Consider the following 19,458-nt stretch of genomic DNA (forward strand, 5'->3'; position numbering starts at 1 on the left):
GGGTGACGGGCGCCGCTGACCTGACAATCAGATATGGGCGCAACGCGGATCACTTGTCGGGATTGTTCTTCGAAGAGGGGGTTTGCGCGGCGTAATACGCAGCGATGTCGGCGATATCCTGATCGGACAGCGTGGTCGCTATGCCATGCATCGTCTCGAAATGGCGATCGCCCTTCTTGTAGGCATGCAGCGCGTTCTCAATATAGCGGGCGCTCTGGCCACCGAGCATGGGAACCCGGTACACCTCGGGATACGCGGTCCGGTAACCGGGAATGCCGTGGCACCCGATACACATCGCAACTTTGCCCTGGGCTGCTTTCGCGTTGCCCACGACATCGGCGGATGCCTGTGTCGCGAAGCCGGCAAGCCCCGACAGCGCTGCGATCACGGCACATTTGCCGACGAATTTATTCATAGCTTCTAACCTGGCATGAGGGGAAATCCGGCACCTTGGACGCTTGGCGTTCCGGGACTTTCTCGGGACTGGTCAAACGGACGCGCGCTGAACGAGGGCACTAATTAGTCCCCTGGAGCGCAAATCCGCGCGTTTTCGCGCATTTCCGTTTTCCAGCCACGCGGGCCAAAAAAATCGCGCTAATTGTACCGCGCGACCTACCCTGCGTCCACCGGCCGCAGCAGGGCCAGCCCCATCGCTCAAGGCCGCAGCGCCTGGGTTCCGGCAGACTGCGACAATCTGTCCGATGGACATTTGATTCTCCTTCGGCAGCAAATGACCCGGTTGAGCACGATTGGGCGTTTCGGGGGCGGCTCGGCCAAAACCCTTCTGACTTATACTGCAATTTTTCCTTCTCCGAGGGACGCGTCATGCGTTTTGAAGGTTCATCGCAATATGTCGCCACCGACGATCTCAAGCTCGCCGTCAACGCCGCCATCACCCTGCAGCGCCCGCTCCTGATCAAGGGCGAGCCCGGCACCGGCAAGACGATGCTGGCCGAGGAAGTCGCCGCCGCGCTCGGCATGCCGCTCCTGCAATGGCACATCAAGTCGACCACCAAAGCCCAGCAGGGCCTCTACGAGTACGACGCGGTGTCGCGCCTGCGCGATTCCCAGCTCGGCGACGAACGCGTGAAGGACATCCGCAATTACATCGTCAAAGGTGTGCTGTGGCAGGCTTTCGACGCCGATGAACCCGGCGTGCTGCTGATCGACGAAATCGATAAAGCGGACATCGAATTCCCGAACGACCTGCTGCGCGAACTCGACCGGATGGAGTTCTACGTCTACGAGACCCACGAACTGGTGAAAGCGAAACACCGGCCGCTGGTGATCATCACGTCAAACAACGAAAAAGAACTGCCCGACGCGTTTCTGCGCCGCTGCTTTTTCCACTACATCAAATTCCCCGAACCCACGACGATGAAACAGATCGTCGAGGTGCATTTCCCCGGCATCAAGCAGGAACTGCTCGCCGCCGCGATGCAAAGTTTCTTCGAGTTGCGCAACGTGTCGGGCCTGAAGAAGAAACCATCGACATCGGAATTGCTCGACTGGCTGAAGCTGCTGCTGGCCGAAGATATTGGCCCCGAAGCGCTGCGCTCCACCGATCAGAAACAGGTCATCCCGCCGTTGCATGGCGCGTTGCTCAAGAACGAACAGGACCTGAGCCTGTTCGAGCGCCTGCTGTTCATGAACCGCAACAACCGTTGAAAGGGCTGCAAGCATGAGCCGCTGGATCGATCCGGTTACGCTGGAAGGCAGGTACGTGAGACTCGTGCCGCTCGAACGCGAACACCAGGATGCGCTCGCCAACGCCGCAGCGGACGGCGAGTTGTGGAAGCTCTGGTACACGAGCGTCCCCTCGCCCGAAACGATCACCGCATGGATGGACGCGGCGCTCGCCATGCGCGATTCAGACGGCGCGCAACCCTTCGCGATCATCGACGCGCAGACGGGCGACGTAATCGGCAGCACGCGTTATATGAATGTCGAGGCGGCACATCGGCGGCTGGAGATCGGCAGTACGTGGTATGCCAAACGCGTGCAGCGCACGGCGATCAACACCGAGGCCAAGCTGCTCCTGCTCTCGCACGCGTTCGATACGCTGAAGACCATCGCCGTCGAGTTCCGGACTCACTTCATGAACCGGCAATCGCGCGCGGCTATTGCGCGGCTGGGGGCGAAGGAAGACGGGATTCTGCGCAATCACCAGATCGGCCGGGACGGCATTTACCGCGATACGGTGGTATTTTCGATTATCGAGTCCGAGTGGCCGGCCGTACGCGCGAATCTGCGCGCCAAACTCGAAACGCGGTTCGACTTGCCGCTCGACTCGTAGCGCGACTCGTACTGCGACAGATTGGGCAAGGAGCCCGGCATGCTGATCGATTTTTTCTATTCTCTGCGCGGCGCCAAGCTACCGGTTTCGGTCAAGGAATACCTGACGCTGCTTGAAGCACTCAAGGCCCAGGTAATCGGGCCTTCTATCGACGAGTTCTATTTTCTCGCGCGCATGACGCTGATCAAGGACGAGAAATACTTCGATAAATTCGATCAGGCGTTCGGCGCCTATTTCAAGGGTATCGCGACACTCGATGAAGACGCGTTCAATGTGCCGCTCGAATGGCTCAAGAAACGGCTGGAGCGGGATTTCACGCCCGAGGAAAAACGCCAGATAGAAGCGCTTGGCGGTATCGATAAATTGATGGAACGCCTGAAGCAACTTCTCGATGAGCAGAATGAACGGCACGAAGGCGGCAGCAAGTGGATTGGTTCAGGCGGGACATCGCCGTTCGGCAATGGCGGGTTTAATCCGGAGGGGATTCGAATTGGCGGGGATTCCGCTGACAACCGGACGGCGGTCAAGGTCTGGGATGAGCGCGCCTATCAGGATTACGACGATCAGGTCGAGATAGGGACACGTAATATCAAAGTGGCGTTGCGGCGCTTGCGGCGTTTCGCGCGCGAAGGCGCCGCCGATGAACTCGATCTCCCCGACACCATTCGCAGCACCGCCGCCAATGCCGGCTGGCTAGATATCAAGATGGTGCCGGAGCGCCACAATAATGTGAAGGTCCTGATGCTGCTGGATGTAGGCGGGTCGATGGACGACCATATCAAGCGCGTTGAAGAACTGTTTTCCGCAGCGAAATCGGAGTTCAAGCATCTGGAGTTTTATTACTTCCATAACTGCGTGTATGACTATCTCTGGAAAAACAACCGAAGACGACATGGCGAACGCACCGCCACGTTCGATGTGCTGCACAAATTTTCACCTGATACCAAGCTGATTTTTGTCGGCGATGCAACCATGAGTCCGTACGAGGTCGTTCAACCCGGCGGATCGGTTGAATATAACAATGCCGAAGCTGGCGCGGTCTGGCTAAGGCGACTCGCCGATCAGTTCCCCCATTTCGCGTGGCTCAATCCTGAGCCTGAAAGGCTTTGGGAATATCGGCAATCGGTATCGATTATTCGGCAAGTACTGGGCGGCCGAATGTTTGGGTTGACGCTTGGCGGGCTTGAAAGCGCGATGCGGGCGCTTTCCAAATAACCGTCGGTTGTTCGCAGCTCTCCTGCCGCGCGCCGTTCAATACAAATTGAAGGGCTTATACCGGCCCCTTTACCCCTTTTATTCACATCGATTTAAAGTGGCACGGCAATTTTTTTCCAGACTGTCACTGCCCTTAATCCCTTCCGGCCAGTACGATCTGCGACTCGTCCTCCAAGGTTTCGCATGAATCCGCCCGCCACGACCTTCCGCCCCCTCGCCGATTCCTCCGTCTCCGCGCTTGTCGCGGGATTCGTCGCCATGATGACGGGCTATACGAGTTCGCTCGTCCTCATGTTCCAGGCCGGGCGTGCCGCCCATCTCTCCGATGCCCAGATTTCCTCCTGGATCTGGGCCCTCTCCATTGGCATGGCGCTGTGCACGATCGGCCTGTCGCTCAAGTTTCGCGCGCCGATAGTCGCCGCCTGGTCGACGCCCGGCGCCGCTCTCCTCGTGACCTCGCTCCCGAACGTGGCGTACCCGGACGCCATCGGCGCTTTCGTCGTGTGCGCGGTTTTGCTCACCATCGTGGGCCTCACCGGCTGGTTCGATACGCTGATGCGGAAAATTCCGGCCAGCATTGCCGCCGCGCTGCTGGCCGGCATCCTGTTCGAGATCGGCATCGAGATCTTCAAGGCCGCCCAGTTCCAGACCGCCCTCGTCCTGGCGATGTTCTTCACCTATCTGGTCGTGAAACGCCTCGCGCCCCGTTATGCCGTCCTGATGACGCTCGTGGTCGGCATCGTGGCTGCGGGGTCGCTCGGTTTGCTCGACTTCAGCCAGTTCCACGTCGCGCTCGCCCACCCCGTTTTCACCCTGCCGCACTTCTCGCTCGCGGCGGTCATCAGTATCGGCATACCGCTGTTCGTGGTCGCGGTGGCCTCGCAGAACGTGCCCGGCATCGCCGTGCTGCGCGCGGACGGCTATGACACCCCGTCAGCGCCGCTGATCGCGACAACCGGCCTCGCGTCGCTTGTGCTCGCGCCGTTCGGCTCTCACGGCATCAACCTGGCGGCCATCACCGCCGCGATCTGCACTGGCCCCGAAGCCAGCGAAGACCGCTCGAAGCGCTACATGGCCGCCGTCTGGTGCGGGATTTTCTATCTCCTGGCCGGCGTGTTCGGTGCGACCATCGCCGCCTTGTTCGCATCGATGCCAAAAGCGCTGGTCGTGTCAGTCGCCGCGCTGGCCTTGTTCGGCTCGATCATGAGCGGCCTCACCAACGCGATGAGCGACCCGCGCCAGCGCGAAGCAGCGCTCGTCACGTTCATGGTGACCGCGTCGGGACTGACGCTGCTGTCGATAGGCTCCGCGTTCTGGGGCCTGGTCGCGGGCGTCGTCACGCAGATTGTGCTCAACGCGCGGCGGGCGTAGATTGATTGTATCGACGCGAAATGTTCACGCGAACAACGTGTAATGGGGCGTGGGTTGATGCCGGGCTCTGGGCATCGGAATTGCGTAAGAGACATGGGGCATGAGGCATGGCCCATGCGCAACATCCGCCACCCTTGTACCCGCAGGTCTGCGATCGCGGCGACCGGCGCAGCGGGTGAACTCTCGAAGCCACCTGCCGTCGAAACGAGTTGAGCATCGTATGCAACGCGGCAGATCAGCGGCCGAAGGCAAGAAGCACAACCGCGAACCACGGCGTTCTCTGCGCCAAATGGCGCGGCAGGAATAGAATGGCAATCTTGGGCGAGCCGCTCGCCAGCAGCTTTGGCGCAGCACCAGCACCGGCGGCCTCGCACAACCCTTTCACCCGCGGGCATTCCGCATCTTTGACAACGGCATAACGCGCCGAAGACCAGATATGACCACCGCTCTCGACCAGCTCAAGCAATACACCACCGTCGTCGCCGATACCGGCAACTTCCAGCAACTCGGCGAGTTCAAGCCGCAAGACGCGACCACGAACCCGTCGCTGATCCTCAAGGCCGTCCAGAACGATGCCTACAAGCCGCTGCTCGAGAAGACCGTCAAGGACCACGCGAGCAAGCCGATGGGCCAGATCATCGACCAGTTGCTGATCGCTTTCGGCAAGGAAATCCTGAAGATCGTTCCGGGCCGTGTATCGACTGAAGTCGACGCCCGCCTGTCGTTCGACATCAAAGGTTCGATCGCCAAGGGCCGCGACATCATCAAGCTGTACGAAGACTCGGGCATTGACCGCAAGCGCATCCTGGTCAAGCTCGCGTCGACGTGGGAAGGCATCCGCGCCATGGAAACGCTGCAGAAAGAAGGCATCCACTGCAACATGACGCTGCTGTTCTCGACCGCGCAAGCCGCGGCCGCAGCGGACGCCGGCGCGCAATTGATCTCGCCGTTCGTCGGCCGCATCTACGACTGGTACAAGAAGTCGGCAGGCGCGGATTGGGACGCAGTCAAGATGGGCGGCGCGAACGATCCGGGCGTGCAATCGGTGCGCAAGATCTACGCGTACTACAAGAAGTTCGGCTACAAGACGGAAGTGATGGGCGCGAGTTTTCGCACCGTCAGCCAGATCACCGAACTGGCCGGCTGTGACCTGCTGACCATCAGCCCGGATCTGCTGCAAAAGCTCGCCGAGAGCACTGAAAAGGTTGAACGCAAGCTGTCGCCGGAAGCGGTCGCGAATGATCCCGTGAGCAAGATCGAAGTCGATGAATCGAGCTTCCGCTTCCTCGTCAACGACGACGCCATGGCAACCGAAAAGCTGGCAGAAGGCATCCGCGCGTTCGCCGCCGACGCCGTCAAGCTCGAAAAACTGATCGAAGCGCTGAAATAATTTCGCGGCTGCAACACCTGTATTTCGCGTCTGAAAACGGGCGTCGGCGCTATTGCGCCGACGCCTTTTTTTATGCGGATGGAGGCTGCGGGGTGCGTTTTTAGCCCTCCGGCGTGGGCTAGACTTTTGGCACGGGTGGCTAAGCTGCCCGACTCACCAGGAGTTGCCAATGCGTCTCGAACCCTATTTGTTCTTCAACGGCCGCACCGAAGAAGCGCTCGCGTTCTACCAAAAAGCGCTCGGCGCGGAAACCTTGTCCGTCCTGCATTTCAAGGATTCTCCCGAAGGCGTGAAAGCCACACCGGAATGGCTGGACAAGGTCATGCACGCGACGTTCAGGATAGGGGCAAGCCTGATCATGGCGTCCGATGGCGTGAACGCCGCGCCTCAGGTTTTCTCGGGTTTCAGTATTTCGATCTCCGCCGACGACCTCGCATCCGGCGAGAAAATGTTCACGGCACTCAGCGACGGCGGCGACGTCCGGATGGCGTGGCAACGGACGTTCTGGACCAGCGGGTTCGGCATGGTTTGCGATCGATTCGGCATCCCGTGGATGGTGACCGTCATGGACGACCTCGGCGGATAGCGCCCCCTCGGAGCGCAGGGGTGCTCAACCCCGTCTCCCATTCACCGATGAAACGGCTGCGCGCCCTCGATGTTCCATTGCCGCTCGATCTCGATCAGCCGCAAACGCAATCTGTCGACCTGTTCCGCCAGCCGTTGCGCGGGCCAGTATGGTCCCTGCAATTCGGGCGCGAGCTCCGCGGCAACCCGGACGTTGCGCTCCAGTCGCGCCGCCGCTGCGGGAGACCCGGTCGCGGCGTGCAGCAAGCCTACCCGCCCGAACCGCAACGCACGGGCGATCAGCAGCAACGTGTGCCTGATCGCCCGCTCGTCTGCGTGAGCACTCGCGATGAGTCCGAGCCCGTCCGCCGGCATGGCCGACGCCATCATTTCGAGCGCGCTCAGAATTGACCGGTGCTGGCGCTGGATGTCGTCGAGCACCGCGGCCGGCACGTCGATCTCTTTTGCCACCGACGCCAGCAATGAACGCGAGCTCACCAGCCGCGCGTTCATCGTGAGAAAGCGCTTGGTCAGGGTGTCGGCGGGCATTGGCAGCCCTTCCGCGACCGCGCCGTAAATCCGCGCGCAGTCGCGCATGTTGTCGGCGAGGCGGTAGCGCCATGAATAGGTGGCGTATTGCGGCAGCACGAACGAAAACGCGAGCGCGATCACAATTCCGATCAGCACCGTCAAGGTGCGCCACAAGCCGACTTCGATGGACAGATCGCCGTGTCCCGCGACGATAATCGTCGTGATGGCCGTCAGCAACGCGATATATCCCGGTTTGCCGATGGCGTGATACGCGCAAACGCCGGCAATCACCGCCAGCAGCGCGTACGTGATCATCGTCGAATGGGTAGCCGATTGCAGCAGGATCAGCCCCAACCCTAGCGACGCGCCAAGCAGCGTGCCCAGCGCGCGCTCCGCAGCCTTCTTGCGGATATTGCCGTGATGCTGCAAGCCACCGATCACCACCAGCAATGTCACCGACGACCATTCGCCGTGCGGAATATCGATACCCGAGGTCAACGCAATCGACGCAAGCATGGCCAGCGCCACGCGCGCCGCATGCAGGTATTTAGCGTAGCGATAGCGAAAATACGGCGAGCCGAGCACATGCAGTAAGCGCCGTGCCTGGCTGCGGTGAGGCCTGCTCGTATCGGTCGAGGACATGCGGTTCCAGTGTATTGACGGGCAAAAGCGGGGCAAGAGGCTGATGAAAGCGGGCGCACAAAACAAAACGCCCGCAACATCCGTTACGGGCGTTTTACCAGCTTTCGGGTCAGAACGGGGTTGGATCGCCCGTTTTTCCCGGATCAAGATCAGGATCAGGTTTCCGCGACGTCGAGATAATCCTCGGGGCTCGTACGGTCGTCCGAGCGCTTCAGACCGATCACACGCACCAGAATGCTCACCACGATCGATACCACCAGATTCACGACCAGTGCCCACACCGCGGCGTAACCGGGAATCGCATAGCCGAACAGGTGGATCGTGAAGATCGAGCCAGCCAGTTTCAGCGACACCGCCATCCATGTACCCGTCGCAATGCCGGCGGCCCAGCCGAGCAGCAAGCCACGGTGATCAAGAACCCGCGTGTACAGACCGAGCACCAGCGCCGGCAGCGTCTGGATAATCCAGATCCCGCCGAGCAGTTGCAACTGGATAGCGTAGGTCAGCGGCAGCGCAAGAATAAACACGACAGCGCCCACCTTCACCAGCAGCGACACCAGCTTGGCAACATTGGTTTCCTGCTCCGGCGTCATGTTCGTGTTCACGAACTCCTTATGCACGTTGCGCGTGTACAGGTTGGCCGCTGCGATCGACATGATGGCCGCCGGAACCAGCGCGCCAATACCGATTGCTGCGAACGCCACGCCCACGAACCACGACGGGAAGAAGTGCAGGAACAGTGCCGGGACGGCGAAGTTCGCACCATACGCCTTGAAGTACGGGGCGAATTCCGGCATGTCCTTCACGCCCGATGCCAGCGCCATGTAACCCAGCAACGCGAGCAAACCGAGCACCAGCGAATACGCCGGCAGAAGCGCCATGTTGCGGCGGATCGTGTTACCCGACTTCGACGACAGCACCGCCGTCACCGAGTGCGGATACAGGAACAGCGCAAGCGCTGACCCGACCGCCAACGTGGCGTACGCGCTGTAACCGTTCAGGCTCGACGCATCCGGTGCCTTCAGCAGGATCTTCGCCGGATCGACATGACTGAAGATCGCGCCGAAACCGCCGAGCTGTGCCGGGATGATGATCATGGCAGCGATGATCACGATGTAGATCAGCACGTCCTTCACGACCGCGATCATGGCCGGCGCGCGCAGGCCTGACGTGTACGTGTAGGCCGCGAGAATCGCGAACGCGATGATCAGCGGCAGATCGCCAACGAAGCCGGTTGTATCGAAGCCGAGCGCGCCGATCACCACTTCAATACCGACAAGCTGCAGCGCGATATACGGCATCGTCGCGACAATGCCCGTCACGGCAATGGCCAGCGCCAGCATGCGGCTGTTGTAGCGAGCGTGCACGAAGTCGGCAGCGGTGACGTAGCCGAATTTCTTCGAGATCGCCCAGAGCTTGGGGAACACCACGAACGCGAACGGATAGATCAGGATGGTGTACGGCAACGCGAAGAAGCCGGTAGCGCCCGCGCCGAACACGAGCGCGGGAACCGCGACGAACGTGTAGGCCGTATAAAGATCGCCGCCGAGCAGGAACCACGTGACGATCGTGCCGAAGCGACGGCCGCCCAGGCCCCATTCATCGAGTTGTCCGAGATCGGCCTTGCGCCAGTGGGCAGCAACAAAACCCAGGATCGTCACGCCGACAAAAAACAGGACGAAGACGAAGGTTGCCGTGGAATTCATCATCGCGGGCTCCCGGGCGTGAGCTTGGGAACATCGTGGATGGGCTTGGTCTTGACATAGACCAGGGCCGTAATCACCGCGCTGATCAGCACCCAGAGCAACTGGTACCAGTAGAAAAATGGAAAGCCCATGAGCACGGGCTCGATCTTGTTGTAGAACGGCACCCAGACCACGCCGATCCACGGAAGAACCAGCAGCCAGAGCCACTGCTTGTTGCGAACTTGACCACTGGCGGTCACCGCCTCTTGAGCCATGACGCTCTCCTCTTTTTTTGAAATGTGCTGCTCGACCAAGGCTCTGAGCGGGTCTCGCGGCAAAGCTCAGTCTCTCGGTCTAATAGCGCCCCGAAATAACACGTGGAGTATATGGACGCTGAAAAGCGGGTCAAGCAGGGCGAACCCGAACCGTAATGACGGAAAACAGCCCTATGTAATGTCTTGCTGTCGTGCTGTCTTGCCCTGCTTCGGTCGAAGACATTACATTCGGGCAGCGGGTTCGCGGTCGTATCTCGCCGTGGGGGCTTTAGCCTGGACCCTTGGCGATCAGATGGAGAAGCGGGTTGCGTCGTCCGCGCCGGCGCTGATTGCCAGCCCCTTCACCCATTGACGGGCGGGCAGTTTCAATTCCTTCTCGATCAGCTTGGCGCGCTTTTCGAGTTGCGCGTACGGCACGTCGAGTTCGGGACCGGCAAACGCGATGGCAATGCGATTGCCGTCGTGGACTTCGGGCAGCGCGATCACGCGGCCGTCGAAGGCTTCGTTCAGGCGCTTCATGTTGCGCACGAAGCTGGGATGATCGCCGAACAGGTTGACCGTCACCACGCCCGCCGGAGCCGTCAGGCAAGCCCGGCACGCACGATAGAACGAGGTGCTATCCAGCACGGGGCCGCGCGCGGTGGCGTCGTAGACATCGATCTGCAATGCGCCGATGGTGCCGTGATTCGCACGGTCATTGACGAAGTCCCACGCGTCCTGCTCATGGACGGTGAGGCGGGCGTCGTCGTTCGGCAGCTCGAACATCGTGCGCGCTGCTATCACGACGGAGGGGTTCAGCTCGACTGCTTCGACCTTCGCGCGCTTCAGGAATGCATGGGCGAACTTGGTCAGCGCGGCCGAGCCGAGTCCGAGTTGCACGATGCGCTTCGGCGTTTCGATGAACAACAGCCACGCCATCATCTGCTGAGCGTATTCAAGTTCGAGGTGATTCGGCTTTTTCAGGCGCATCGCGCCCTGCACCCATTCAGTGCCGAAATGCAGGAATCGCACACCGTCCTCTTCCGAGAACGTCACCGGCGAGAAACGCGGTTTGCGCGGGACATCGATGCGCGGTGCGTCGTCGAGATCGTGGTCGCGCTTCGAGCGCTTGCCGCGCCTCTGGTCTTGCTTGTCGAGCTTGTCTTGACGCTTGCTGCCGAACGCGCGAGCTTCCGCCGACGCGCGTTTGATTAATTGGGTCATTTGAGGATGTCGCGCCAGAAGCGCAATTTTTGATCGAACGAGAGGATAGCATTCGCCGGACTCGACGACGGCAGGACCAGGGTTTCATAGCCTGCCGCGCGGATCACAGGCTCGAAACGGCCGGAGGTCTTGCCATTGAAGCAGAGCTTTTTCAGTCGCGGCGCATGCAGGCGGAATGAGGCGAAATCGTTGGGGTTGGCGTGGCGGATCGCGGTGTCGAGACTGCCTTCCCGCTCGCAGGCGGCGAGTACGTCCCATAGACCAATGCCGTGCGTGAGTAGCTTGAGCACGCGTTCATCGTAGGGAAGTTCGTTTAAAGACTCACCGATCACAGTACCCACCAGCCGCCAGAACTGGTTACGTGGATGCGCGTAATACTGCGCGGCATCGAGCGACGCCACGCCGGGAAAGCTGCCGAGAATCAGCGTGTGCGTGTTTTCATCGGCGATGGGTGGGAAGCCTTTCAGCATTTTTCACGATGCGCGAGGAAAGACCATAGCGCCGGCAGGAAGCATTCGGTGACCATCAGCGGCGCGTCTTGCCTGATGAACACCGAGCGGCGCGCGACAAACGCGTGCGGCGTTTGAAGCGGCGTTTGCCTGGCGGCCAGTCTATAGAGCGGATCGCGCGCGTCGATTCTTCGGCTAGTGAGCGGCGAGCGCCACACGCTGCTATCGCTATAGAGCAACTCGGCGAGCGGGCGCGTGCGCAATCGACGCATGGCCTGCCAGACGCCCGAACTGGCGTCAAGCGGCACGATGCTGTGCGCTGCGACGAACGGCACGCGGTTCACATTCAGCACGACTTCGCGGATCCATACCGGCGTGCGCGGCGTGATATCCAGCGCCGCGGCTTCGTCCCGCCACGGCTGACCGACCGTCTCGCGGGTGACATCGACGGTGACATCGCCTAGTTCACGCAAATGGGCGGTGAGCGAACCGCCGCGCGTGAGCCAATCTTTCTGGTCGGCGGTGAAAGTGGGAAGCGGACGGTCGCGCCAGGCATGAGTACCGGCAAGAGGAGCTTTTGGCATGCGCGAGATTATAAAACCAGACACGTATATAGGAGGATTCGTATAGATGTCGGCGTGCGCTCACGGGAGACTGACGAACCGGACAGGATATGACCGGCGCTCGCGGCAATCTTGTTGCGAGCCATCTATAAAGCATGAGAGGAAACGCATGTCGGTCAATACTAAACAAACATCGAAGGTCGTCGCTACGCTGGCATCGCACACGTTGCATGATCCGAAGACGTCGGTGATTGCCAAGAGCCTCGCTGCATCGGCGTTATCACAAACGCATACGAAGAATCAAACGGGCGCCGAGATGGAACATAAGGCCGGGCAGGTTCTTCACAGCGATAAATATTCAAAGGACACCAAGACGCTGGCGGCGTCGGTCGTCGCGCAGGCCAACAAGGAACGCAAGGCGAAGTAAATCGTAACGCCGCGTATCCTGCGCTGCAGCTGCAATAAAAAACGCGCTGCCAGTTTCCTGGCAGCGCGTTTTTTTACTTCTTCCGAACGCTGACTTACCGCGCCAGCAACAACGCGTTAGTCCGCTTCACGAAACTCGCCGGATCTTCCAGCGTGCCGCCTTCGGCGAGCATCGCCTGATCGAAGAGCAGATGGCACCAGTCGCTAAAGTTGGCGTCATCGGCGTGAAGCTGCTTGACCAGCGGATGATCCGGATTCACTTCCAGAATCGGCTGCATCTGCGGCGCTGCCTGACCTGCTTGCTTCAGCATGCGTTGCAAGTAGCCACTCATGTCGCCGTCATCGGCAACGAGACACGTCGGCGAATCGGTCAGGCGGAACGTCAGGCGCACATCTTTAGCCTTGCCTTCCAGCGCGGCCTTCATGCTTTCCACCAGCGGCTTCAACTCTTCGCCGACCTTCTCCTGCGCCTGCTTTTCTTCGTCGTTCAGCGCACCGAGATCCAGATCGCCGCGCGCCACGCTTTGCAGCGGCTTGCCATCGAATTCGTTGAGGAACGACAGCATCCATTCATCGACACGATCCGTCAGCAGCAGCACTTCCACGCCCTTCTTGCGGAACACTTCAAGGTGCGGGCTGTTCTTCGCGGCCGCCCAGCTGTCAGCCGTGACGTAATAGATCTTCGTTTGCTCGGGCTTCATGCGCGAGACATAGTCGGCGAGCGCCACGGTCTGCTCCGACGAATCCGTATTCGTGGAAGCAAATCGCACGAGCTTGGCAATCCGTTCGCGATTGCCGTAATCCTCGCCGATACCTTCCTTGAACACCTGGCCGAATTCCTTCCAGAACGTGGCGTACTTGGCTTTCTCGGCGTCATCGGTGGCTTCTGCCGACGACGATGCCACTTCTTCCAGCATCGATAAAACGCGCTTGGTCACGCCTTCACGAATGGCCTTCACATCGCGGCTTTCCTGCAGGATTTCACGCGATACATTCAGCGGCAAATCAGCAGAATCGACCACGCCCTTCACGAATCGCAAGTACGCCGGCACCAGTTGTTCCGCGTCGTCCATGATGAACACGCGCTTCACGTAGAGCTTCAGGCCGCCTTTATGGTCGCGGTTCCACATATCGAACGGTGCGTGCTTCGGCACGTACAGCAACTGCGTGTATTCGCTACGGCCTTCCACGCGGTTGTGGGTCCACGCGAGCGGATCGTCGTGATCGTGGGAAAGATGCTGATAGAACAGCTTGTACTGCTCGTCGGTGATGTCGCTCTTCGGACGCGTCCAGAGCGCACTCGCCTGATTCACTGTCTCGTCTTCGTCCTTCGTGACCATCTCGGACTTCTCGGCATCCCACTCTTCCTTCTTCATCAGGATGGGCAGTGCGACGTGATCCGAATACTTCTGGATGATCGATTTCAGCTTGTGCGTGGAGAGGAATTCGTCTTCTTCCGGACGCAGATGCAGCGTGATGCTCGAACCGCGTTGCGCGCGTTCAATCTGTTCGACGACGAAATCGCCCTCGCCCGCGCTTTCCCAGCGCACGCCTTCGCTTGCCGGCAAACCGGCGCGACGCGTTTCAACCGTGATCTTGTCGGCGACGATAAAACCCGAGTAAAAGCCCACGCCAAACTGGCCGATCAACGCAGCGTCTTTCTGCTGATCGCCGGAGAGTTTCGAGAAGAATTCCTTCGTGCCCGAGCGCGCGATCGTGCCGAGATGCGAGATCGCTTCGTCGCGGCTCATGCCAATGCCGTTATCGTCGATGGTCACGGTGCGCGCCGCCTTGTCGTACGAGATGCGGATGCGCAGATCCGGATCATTCTCGTACAGCGCACTATTTTCGATACCTTCAAAGCGCAGCTTGTCCGCCGCGTCCGATGCGTTCGAAATCAGCTCGCGCAGGAAAATTTCCTTGTTGCTGTAAAGCGAATGGATCATCAGATGCAGAAGTTGTTTCACTTCTGCCTGAAAGCTCATGGTTTCTTGTGCCATGGTCGGTTCCTCTGGTTGTGTCTAGTGTTGACGGGTTTTTAAGCGGTAGCGAAGCGGCCGGCATTTTATGACCGGACGGTACTGGCCGGCACAGTAAATGCCCTGGCGGCCATTGCCGGAAAAGCATCGCGCGAATTCTGCGACAAATGAGGTCGCCCCACGATAATTTCAAGAGGCGCGCCGTGGGAGCGTGACGTTGCTCAAGCCGATGCTGCGGGCCCCTTATCCCACGCGATCCGCGTAACCGGAGAGCATCGCGGGCAGGCCTGGATCGCCGCAATTCGCGATGTTGAAGCGCATCCACGTGCTGGGCAGTTGATGCGGGGAAAACAGGCTGCCGGGCGTCAGTAAAAAGCCGGCTTCGTGTCCGGCGGCGGCGAGCCCCTCGGAGTCCACGCCGGTATCGGCCCATAAAAACATGCCCGCCGATGGCACCAGATACGGCTTGTAGCCGACTTTTTCGAACATCCGGACGGTTTTCTCCCGGACTCCGTCCAGTTTTGCACGCAGCCGTTCGACGTGACGCCGATAGTGGCCGTCGGTGAGCACTTTGTACAGCACGCGCTCGTTGAGTTCAGGGCTCGTCATGCCGACCAGCATTTTCTGATCGGCGATAGCGTTCGCGACTTCAGGCGCCGCGGCGACATAACCCACGCGCAAGTTCGGCGCGAGCGTCTTCGAATAACTGTTGAGAAAAATCACCCGCTTCAGTTGGTCGAGGCTCGCGAGGCGCGTCGCGGGGAAATTGGTCGGGCAGAGATCGCCGTAGATATCGTCTTCCACCACGATGAAATCATAGGTCTCGGCCAGTTGCAGGATGCGAAACGCCTGCGCCGCGCTCAGCGACGTACCGGTCGGATTCTGCAGCACGGAATTGATCACGAGCATCTTCGGGCGCCAGGTCTGGACCATGGCTTCGAGCGCGTCGAGATCGGGGCCATCCGGCGTGTAAGGCATGCCGACAAGCCGCGCGCCCTGCGCCACGAAGCGGCCGAACATCTGGAACCAGGCGGGATCCCCGACTATGACCGTATCGCCGGGTTTCACGAAGATTCGCGCGATCAGGTCGATAGCCTGCGTCACGCCGGACACCATCACGATTTGCTCCGTCGACGCGCCTATCTCCAGCTCCTCCAGCCGCGTCTGAATTTGCTGGCGCAGCGGCAGAAACCCCTGCGGCGTGCCAAAACCCAGCATTTGTGCACCGCTTTGCCGGCTCATGGAGCGCAGCGCGCTGGTCAGCAATTCGCCGTTCAGCCAGCTAGCCGGCAGATAACCTATGCCCGGCCCCTTCGCCGGACTCGATGTATGCAGCATGTTGCGCAGCAACCAGACCACGTCGATGCTGCTCGGCACCGGTGCGCGCTCACTGGCCAATGTGGGGTGAACGTGGGAATCGTTGGAACTGGTCCGATCGCGCACGAAAAACCCGGAGCCGCGCCGCGAGTCGAGATACCCGTGCGCGACCAGCCGTTCGTACGCCTCGACCACCGTGAAGCGCGACACGCCCTTGTCCACCGCGAGTTTGCGGATCGACGGCATGCGCATGCCCGGACGGAACACGCGTTCGTCAATACGGCGCCGGCCCCATTGGACCAGCTGGTCGACGAGCGTCAGTTGCGGCGCGCCGTGCGGCGCGGGAATCTGGTCGAGCGGGACTGACATGTCAGGTTCCATCGGGATTGAATGCGTTCGATGACTGTACCGCAGGGTATCGGATCGATTGTACCGTTACTGTTACGGTCGTTGACGATACATTTAAGACCGGGACGATAGGTAAACTTGGCGGTTTTTGTACGCGATTTATGCGTTTTCCCTGCCACAGACGAGGTTTCGGGACCGATTTTCGGCCGCTTCGAGCCAAACGACGATTACCCGGCCGATTCACCCGTCCGAATGGCTAACGCAGAGCCAACGTAGCGGCACGGACGGACGGAACGGGTATGCTGACGAGCTCAGCCGGTGTTGTCCGGGCAATTTTCCTTCAAGCTATTCGTGCACTATGACCGCTCATCCGCTGCAATTCGACCACCTCGTTATCGCCGCCCGCACGCTGGAAGAAGGCGCGGACTTTATCGCCGCGAAGCTGGGAGTGGACATGACCGGAGGCGGTGCGCATCCGCTGATGCGCACGCATAACCGCCTGCTGAACCTATGGGGCGGCGCGTATCTTGAGGTGATCGCGATCGACCCGAACGCGGAGCTAATCGAAACCTCGAAAACACCGCGTCCACGCCTTTTTGGACTCGACGACCCGGCGCGGCGCTTGCGTCTCGAAGCCGGTCCGCAACTCGTGCACTGGGTCGTGCGGGTGAACCGGCCGAAGCTGCTGACACGCTGGCAGGCGCAATACCCGGAGCGCATCCCGGCCGTGGTTCCCATGACGCGCGGCGGGAACGCGTGGGATCTCACCATTCCCGCGGATGGCACTTTTCCAGCGTGGCAGGGTGCCGGCCACGGGCTCCTGCCGTCGCTGATCCAGTGGGACACGCCGCAGCATCCGAGCGAATCGTTGCCGGAAACGGGTATCGCGCTGAAGTCGCTGACGGGTTTTCATCCGCGGGCGCACCTGATCTCCGAGCAGCTGGCATGGCTCGGGGTATCGCATCTGATGCAGGTCGAGGTGACCGCGGGCACGCCAGTACTCGTCGCGGAATTTGAGTTGGCGGATGGTTCCATTGTTACGCTGGGGGAATCGGCGGAATCGATCGAAGCGGCCAACCAGGCAGAGGTCGCACCGGCCAAGCCGGCCCGCAAGCGCGCCAAGAGCAAGAAGACCGAGGAAGCGACCGCCGCCCATGACGCGGACACGCCTGAAGACACGGCCGAGCCGACGCAAGACGAAACAATGCAGGAAGACGAGCGCTAGAACATCCGGCGTGCTTCGTACTTGTACCGGGTTTGACAACCGACCCGACCACCGGAGCACCGGGCACGCCATAATAAGCGTCCGCCGCCGTTCACCAATTGCGCCGGATTGCATGCAGTGCGCAGGACCTTATTCGAAGCACCCTGCAACATTTTATCAACCCGCATACGCATTAGAACCGCTTACCGAGACCAACCGAGGACCCCATGAATCAAGCCGACCTTCAAGCCAAGCCGTGGCAGCTTTCCGAACGTGCGAGAAAGCTCACCAGTTCGGCCATTCGCGAAATCCTGAAGGTCACCGAGCGGCCCGAGGTCATTTCATTCGCGGGCGGATTACCGTCACCGGCTACGTTTCCTGTCGAGGAAATGCGCGTGGCGTGTGACCGCATTCTGCGTGACAGCGCCGCCGCCGCGCTGCAGTACAGCGCCACCGAAGGTTACCTGCCGCTGCGCGAATGGGTCGCGCAACGCTACTCGGTCAACGGCGCGTCGATCCGGCCGTCGCAAGTGCTGATCACAACGGGCTCGCAGCAAGCGCTCGACCTGCTCGGCAAGGTGCTGATCGACCCCGCCAGCCGCGTACTGGTCGAAACGCCTACGTATCTCGGCGCGCTGCAATCGTTTTCCATGTACGAGCCGACCTACGTGCAAGTCCCTACCGACGAACACGGCTTGATCCCGTCCTCGCTCGACGCCACGCTGACGGCCGGTGCGCGCCTCTTGTACGCGCAGCCGAATTTCCAGAATCCGACGGGCCGTCGCCTGTCGCTGGAACGCCGTACCGCGCTGGCCGCGTTTGCGCAACGCGCCGGCTTCCCGGTGATCGAGGACGATCCGTACGGCGCGCTCGACTACGCGGGCGCACCGCTGCCAACCATGCTGTCGATGGCGCCCGATCACATCGTGCATTTGGGTTCGTTCTCGAAGGTCCTGTCGCCCGGCATGCGCGTGGGTTACATCATTGCGCCGGAGGAATTGCACTTCAAGCTGGTGCAGGCGAAGCAGGCGACCGACCTGCATACACCGAGCCTCACGCAGCGCATCGTGTACGAGGTCGTCAAGGACGGCTTTCTCGAGACGCATATCCCGAAGATCCGCGCGCTGTATCGTGATCAGTGCGCGGCCATGCTCGCGTCGCTCGAGCAGCACATGCCGGCGGGCGTCGAATGGAACCGTCCGGAAGGCGGCATGTTCGTGTGGGTGAAGCTGCCAAACCACGTCAATAAGCAGATCGATACAATGAAGCTGCTCGAGCAGTCAATCGAGCAGCACGTCGCGTTCGTGCCCGGCGGCCCGTTCTTCGCCAATGAAGCGGAACACAACACGCTGCGCCTATCGTTCGTGACCGTGCCGCCGGCGAAGATCGACGAAGGTGTCGCCAAGCTCGGCGCGCTGATCCGCGCGCTGGTCTGATCTTGTTGCATTGCAAGCGCGCTGCGGCGGACGACCGCCTCGGCGTGCTCTCGCGTCATCCTTTCCATTTTTAGGGAATACCCCATGGCCCAACTGAACGTCTACGACAAGCTGAAGGAACTCGGCATTGAATTGCCGACGGCCGGCGCCCCCGCCGCCGCCTACGTGATGAGCGCACAAAGCGGCAACACGGTTTATCTGTCCGGCCACATCGCGAAGAAGGACGGCAAGGTTTGGGTGGGCAAACTGGGCGCTACGCTGACGACCGAAGAAGGCCGCACCGCCGCACGCTCGATCGCCGTCGACCTGATCGCGACGCTGCACGCGCACGTCGGCGACCTGAACCGGGTGACGCGGATCGTGAAGGTGATGAGCCTCGTCAACTCCACGTTCGAGTTCACCGAGCAGCATCTGGTGACCAACGGCGCGTCCGAGTTGATCGCCGATATTTTCGATGAGCGTGGCAAGCATGCGCGCTCGGCATTTGGCGTAGCGCAGATTCCGCTGGGCGCTTGCGTTGAAATCGAATTGATTGCCGAAGTGAGCTGAAACCCTTGCTTTAAA

At 60.6% G+C, this 19,458-nt stretch carries 19 protein-coding genes and 1 pseudogene; 10 read left to right on the forward strand and 10 right to left on the reverse strand.

The features are described from left to right. Positions 1-49 precede the first annotated feature (49 nt). Entirely contained in the window at positions 50-415 is a 366-nt protein-coding gene (locus tag HB376_RS09965; protein ID WP_097261818.1) for a c-type cytochrome, read from the reverse strand. Between the two features lie 410 nt (positions 416-825). Here HB376_RS09965 and HB376_RS09970 point away from each other — a divergent pair, with 410 nt between their 5' ends. From HB376_RS09970 to HB376_RS09985, 4 genes are all read left to right on the forward strand, one after another. Beyond that, positions 826-1,668: a MoxR family ATPase gene (locus HB376_RS09970; protein WP_062090977.1), complete on the forward strand. Its 843-nt coding sequence runs from the start codon at positions 826-828 to the stop codon at positions 1,666-1,668. A 13-nt stretch (positions 1,669-1,681) separates the two neighbouring features. Next, positions 1,682-2,296 carry a GNAT family protein gene (locus HB376_RS09975; RefSeq protein ID WP_213763479.1) on the forward strand — a complete coding sequence of 205 codons (615 nt, stop codon included), beginning with the start codon at positions 1,682-1,684 and terminating at the stop codon, positions 2,294-2,296. A 39-nt stretch (positions 2,297-2,335) separates the two neighbouring features. Further along, the gene (locus tag HB376_RS09980) at positions 2,336-3,511 is read left to right on the forward strand and encodes a VWA domain-containing protein (RefSeq protein ID WP_213763480.1); all 1,176 of its coding nucleotides are present in this window, start codon (positions 2,336-2,338) and stop codon (positions 3,509-3,511) included. 183 nt (positions 3,512-3,694) lie between these two features. After that, complete coding sequence (locus HB376_RS09985) at positions 3,695-4,882, forward strand: benzoate/H(+) symporter BenE family transporter (protein WP_213763481.1); 1,188 nt, start codon at positions 3,695-3,697, stop codon at positions 4,880-4,882. A 235-nt stretch (positions 4,883-5,117) separates the two neighbouring features. Here HB376_RS09985 and HB376_RS09990 read toward each other — a convergent pair whose 3' ends face one another. Beyond that, positions 5,118-5,348, reverse strand: coding sequence for a hypothetical protein (locus tag HB376_RS09990; RefSeq protein WP_213763482.1), 231 nt, complete (start codon positions 5,346-5,348; stop codon positions 5,118-5,120). On the opposite strand from HB376_RS09990, the gene tal reads away from it, so the two are divergent. After that, positions 5,319-6,272: a transaldolase gene (gene tal, locus HB376_RS09995; protein ID WP_213763483.1), complete on the forward strand. Its 954-nt coding sequence runs from the start codon at positions 5,319-5,321 to the stop codon at positions 6,270-6,272. The two genes, HB376_RS09990 and tal, sit on opposite strands and share 30 nt — an antisense overlap. Before the next feature lie 169 nt (positions 6,273-6,441). Next, positions 6,442-6,858: a VOC family protein gene (locus HB376_RS10000; RefSeq protein WP_213763484.1), complete on the forward strand. Its 417-nt coding sequence runs from the start codon at positions 6,442-6,444 to the stop codon at positions 6,856-6,858. Between the two features lie 41 nt (positions 6,859-6,899). Here HB376_RS10000 and HB376_RS10005 read toward each other — a convergent pair whose 3' ends face one another. From HB376_RS10005 to HB376_RS10030, 6 genes are all read right to left on the reverse strand, one after another. Beyond that, complete coding sequence (locus HB376_RS10005) at positions 6,900-8,009, reverse strand: FUSC family protein (protein WP_213763485.1); 1,110 nt, start codon at positions 8,007-8,009, stop codon at positions 6,900-6,902. A 155-nt stretch (positions 8,010-8,164) separates the two neighbouring features. Next, positions 8,165-9,715, reverse strand: a complete 1,551-nt coding sequence (locus HB376_RS10010; protein WP_213763540.1) for a sodium:solute symporter — start codon at positions 9,713-9,715, stop codon at positions 8,165-8,167. Then, positions 9,715-9,969, reverse strand: coding sequence for a DUF3311 domain-containing protein (locus HB376_RS10015; RefSeq protein ID WP_213763486.1), 255 nt, complete (start codon positions 9,967-9,969; stop codon positions 9,715-9,717). Before HB376_RS10015 ends, HB376_RS10010 begins: the two co-directional genes overlap by 1 nt. A gap of 288 nt (positions 9,970-10,257) precedes the next feature. Beyond that, a complete protein-coding gene (locus HB376_RS10020) occupies positions 10,258-11,172 on the reverse strand; it encodes a spermidine synthase (RefSeq protein ID WP_213763487.1) in 915 nt (304 codons plus the stop codon). Beyond that, positions 11,169-11,642 carry a DNA-deoxyinosine glycosylase gene (locus tag HB376_RS10025; RefSeq protein ID WP_213763488.1) on the reverse strand — a complete coding sequence of 158 codons (474 nt, stop codon included), beginning with the start codon at positions 11,640-11,642 and terminating at the stop codon, positions 11,169-11,171. The genes HB376_RS10020 and HB376_RS10025 overlap by 4 nt, the downstream gene beginning before the upstream one ends. Next, the gene (locus HB376_RS10030) at positions 11,636-12,205 is read right to left on the reverse strand and encodes a chorismate lyase (protein WP_213763489.1); all 570 of its coding nucleotides are present in this window, start codon (positions 12,203-12,205) and stop codon (positions 11,636-11,638) included. Before HB376_RS10030 ends, HB376_RS10025 begins: the two co-directional genes overlap by 7 nt. A 148-nt stretch (positions 12,206-12,353) precedes the next feature. On the opposite strand from HB376_RS10030, the gene HB376_RS10035 reads away from it, so the two are divergent. Beyond that, complete coding sequence (locus tag HB376_RS10035; protein ID WP_213763490.1) at positions 12,354-12,611, forward strand: hypothetical protein; 258 nt, start codon at positions 12,354-12,356, stop codon at positions 12,609-12,611. Between the two features lie 94 nt (positions 12,612-12,705). Here the strand turns inward: HB376_RS10035 and htpG are convergent, their stop codons facing one another. After that, positions 12,706-14,610: a molecular chaperone HtpG gene (gene htpG / locus HB376_RS10040; protein ID WP_213763491.1), complete on the reverse strand. Its 1,905-nt coding sequence runs from the start codon at positions 14,608-14,610 to the stop codon at positions 12,706-12,708. Between the two features lie 222 nt (positions 14,611-14,832). Beyond that, the gene (locus HB376_RS10045) at positions 14,833-16,275 is read right to left on the reverse strand and encodes a PLP-dependent aminotransferase family protein (protein ID WP_213763492.1); all 1,443 of its coding nucleotides are present in this window, start codon (positions 16,273-16,275) and stop codon (positions 14,833-14,835) included. A gap of 337 nt (positions 16,276-16,612) precedes the next feature. Here HB376_RS10045 and HB376_RS10050 point away from each other — a divergent pair. From HB376_RS10050 to HB376_RS10060, 3 genes and pseudogenes are all read left to right on the forward strand, one after another. Further along, positions 16,613-17,284: pseudogene (locus HB376_RS10050) on the forward strand (VOC family protein); the annotation flags it as partial. Positions 17,285-17,685: 401 nt separating this feature from the next. Next, positions 17,686-18,894 (forward strand): PLP-dependent aminotransferase family protein, encoded by a 1,209-nt coding sequence (locus HB376_RS10055; protein WP_213763494.1) that lies wholly within the window; start codon positions 17,686-17,688, stop codon positions 18,892-18,894. A gap of 84 nt (positions 18,895-18,978) precedes the next feature. After that, positions 18,979-19,443 carry a RidA family protein gene (locus HB376_RS10060; RefSeq protein WP_213763495.1) on the forward strand — a complete coding sequence of 155 codons (465 nt, stop codon included), beginning with the start codon at positions 18,979-18,981 and terminating at the stop codon, positions 19,441-19,443. Positions 19,444-19,458 lie beyond the last annotated feature (15 nt).

Origin of the sequence: Caballeronia sp. dw_19 (genome assembly GCF_018449515.1) — a bacterium.
Lineage (GTDB): Bacteria > Pseudomonadota > Gammaproteobacteria > Burkholderiales > Burkholderiaceae > Caballeronia.

Bases quoted from the DNA above. Each gene is read 5' to 3' on its own strand.
- HB376_RS10015 (WP_213763486.1), bottom strand. From the start codon at position 9,969: ATGGCTCAAGAGGCGGTGACCGCCAGTGGTCAAGTTCGCAACAAGCAG.
- HB376_RS09980 (WP_213763480.1), top strand. From the start codon at position 2,336: ATGCTGATCGATTTTTTCTATTCTCTGCGCGGCGCCAAGCTACCGGTT.
- HB376_RS10030 (WP_213763489.1), bottom strand. From the start codon at position 12,205: ATGCCAAAAGCTCCTCTTGCCGGTACTCATGCCTGGCGCGACCGTCCG.
- HB376_RS09975 (WP_213763479.1), top strand. From the start codon at position 1,682: ATGAGCCGCTGGATCGATCCGGTTACGCTGGAAGGCAGGTACGTGAGA.
- htpG (WP_213763491.1), bottom strand. From the start codon at position 14,610: ATGGCACAAGAAACCATGAGCTTTCAGGCAGAAGTGAAACAACTTCTG.
- HB376_RS09970 (WP_062090977.1), top strand. From the start codon at position 826: ATGCGTTTTGAAGGTTCATCGCAATATGTCGCCACCGACGATCTCAAG.
- HB376_RS09965 (WP_097261818.1), bottom strand. From the start codon at position 415: ATGAATAAATTCGTCGGCAAATGTGCCGTGATCGCAGCGCTGTCGGGG.
- HB376_RS09985 (WP_213763481.1), top strand. From the start codon at position 3,695: ATGAATCCGCCCGCCACGACCTTCCGCCCCCTCGCCGATTCCTCCGTC.
- HB376_RS10010 (WP_213763540.1), bottom strand. From the start codon at position 9,715: ATGAATTCCACGGCAACCTTCGTCTTCGTCCTGTTTTTTGTCGGCGTG.
- HB376_RS10055 (WP_213763494.1), top strand. From the start codon at position 17,686: ATGAATCAAGCCGACCTTCAAGCCAAGCCGTGGCAGCTTTCCGAACGT.
- HB376_RS10035 (WP_213763490.1), top strand. From the start codon at position 12,354: ATGTCGGTCAATACTAAACAAACATCGAAGGTCGTCGCTACGCTGGCA.
- HB376_RS10005 (WP_213763485.1), bottom strand. From the start codon at position 8,009: ATGTCCTCGACCGATACGAGCAGGCCTCACCGCAGCCAGGCACGGCGC.
- HB376_RS10000 (WP_213763484.1), top strand. From the start codon at position 6,442: ATGCGTCTCGAACCCTATTTGTTCTTCAACGGCCGCACCGAAGAAGCG.
- HB376_RS10025 (WP_213763488.1), bottom strand. From the start codon at position 11,642: ATGCTGAAAGGCTTCCCACCCATCGCCGATGAAAACACGCACACGCTG.
- HB376_RS10045 (WP_213763492.1), bottom strand. From the start codon at position 16,275: ATGTCAGTCCCGCTCGACCAGATTCCCGCGCCGCACGGCGCGCCGCAA.
- tal (WP_213763483.1), top strand. From the start codon at position 5,319: ATGACCACCGCTCTCGACCAGCTCAAGCAATACACCACCGTCGTCGCC.
- HB376_RS10060 (WP_213763495.1), top strand. From the start codon at position 18,979: ATGGCCCAACTGAACGTCTACGACAAGCTGAAGGAACTCGGCATTGAA.
- HB376_RS10020 (WP_213763487.1), bottom strand. From the start codon at position 11,172: ATGACCCAATTAATCAAACGCGCGTCGGCGGAAGCTCGCGCGTTCGGC.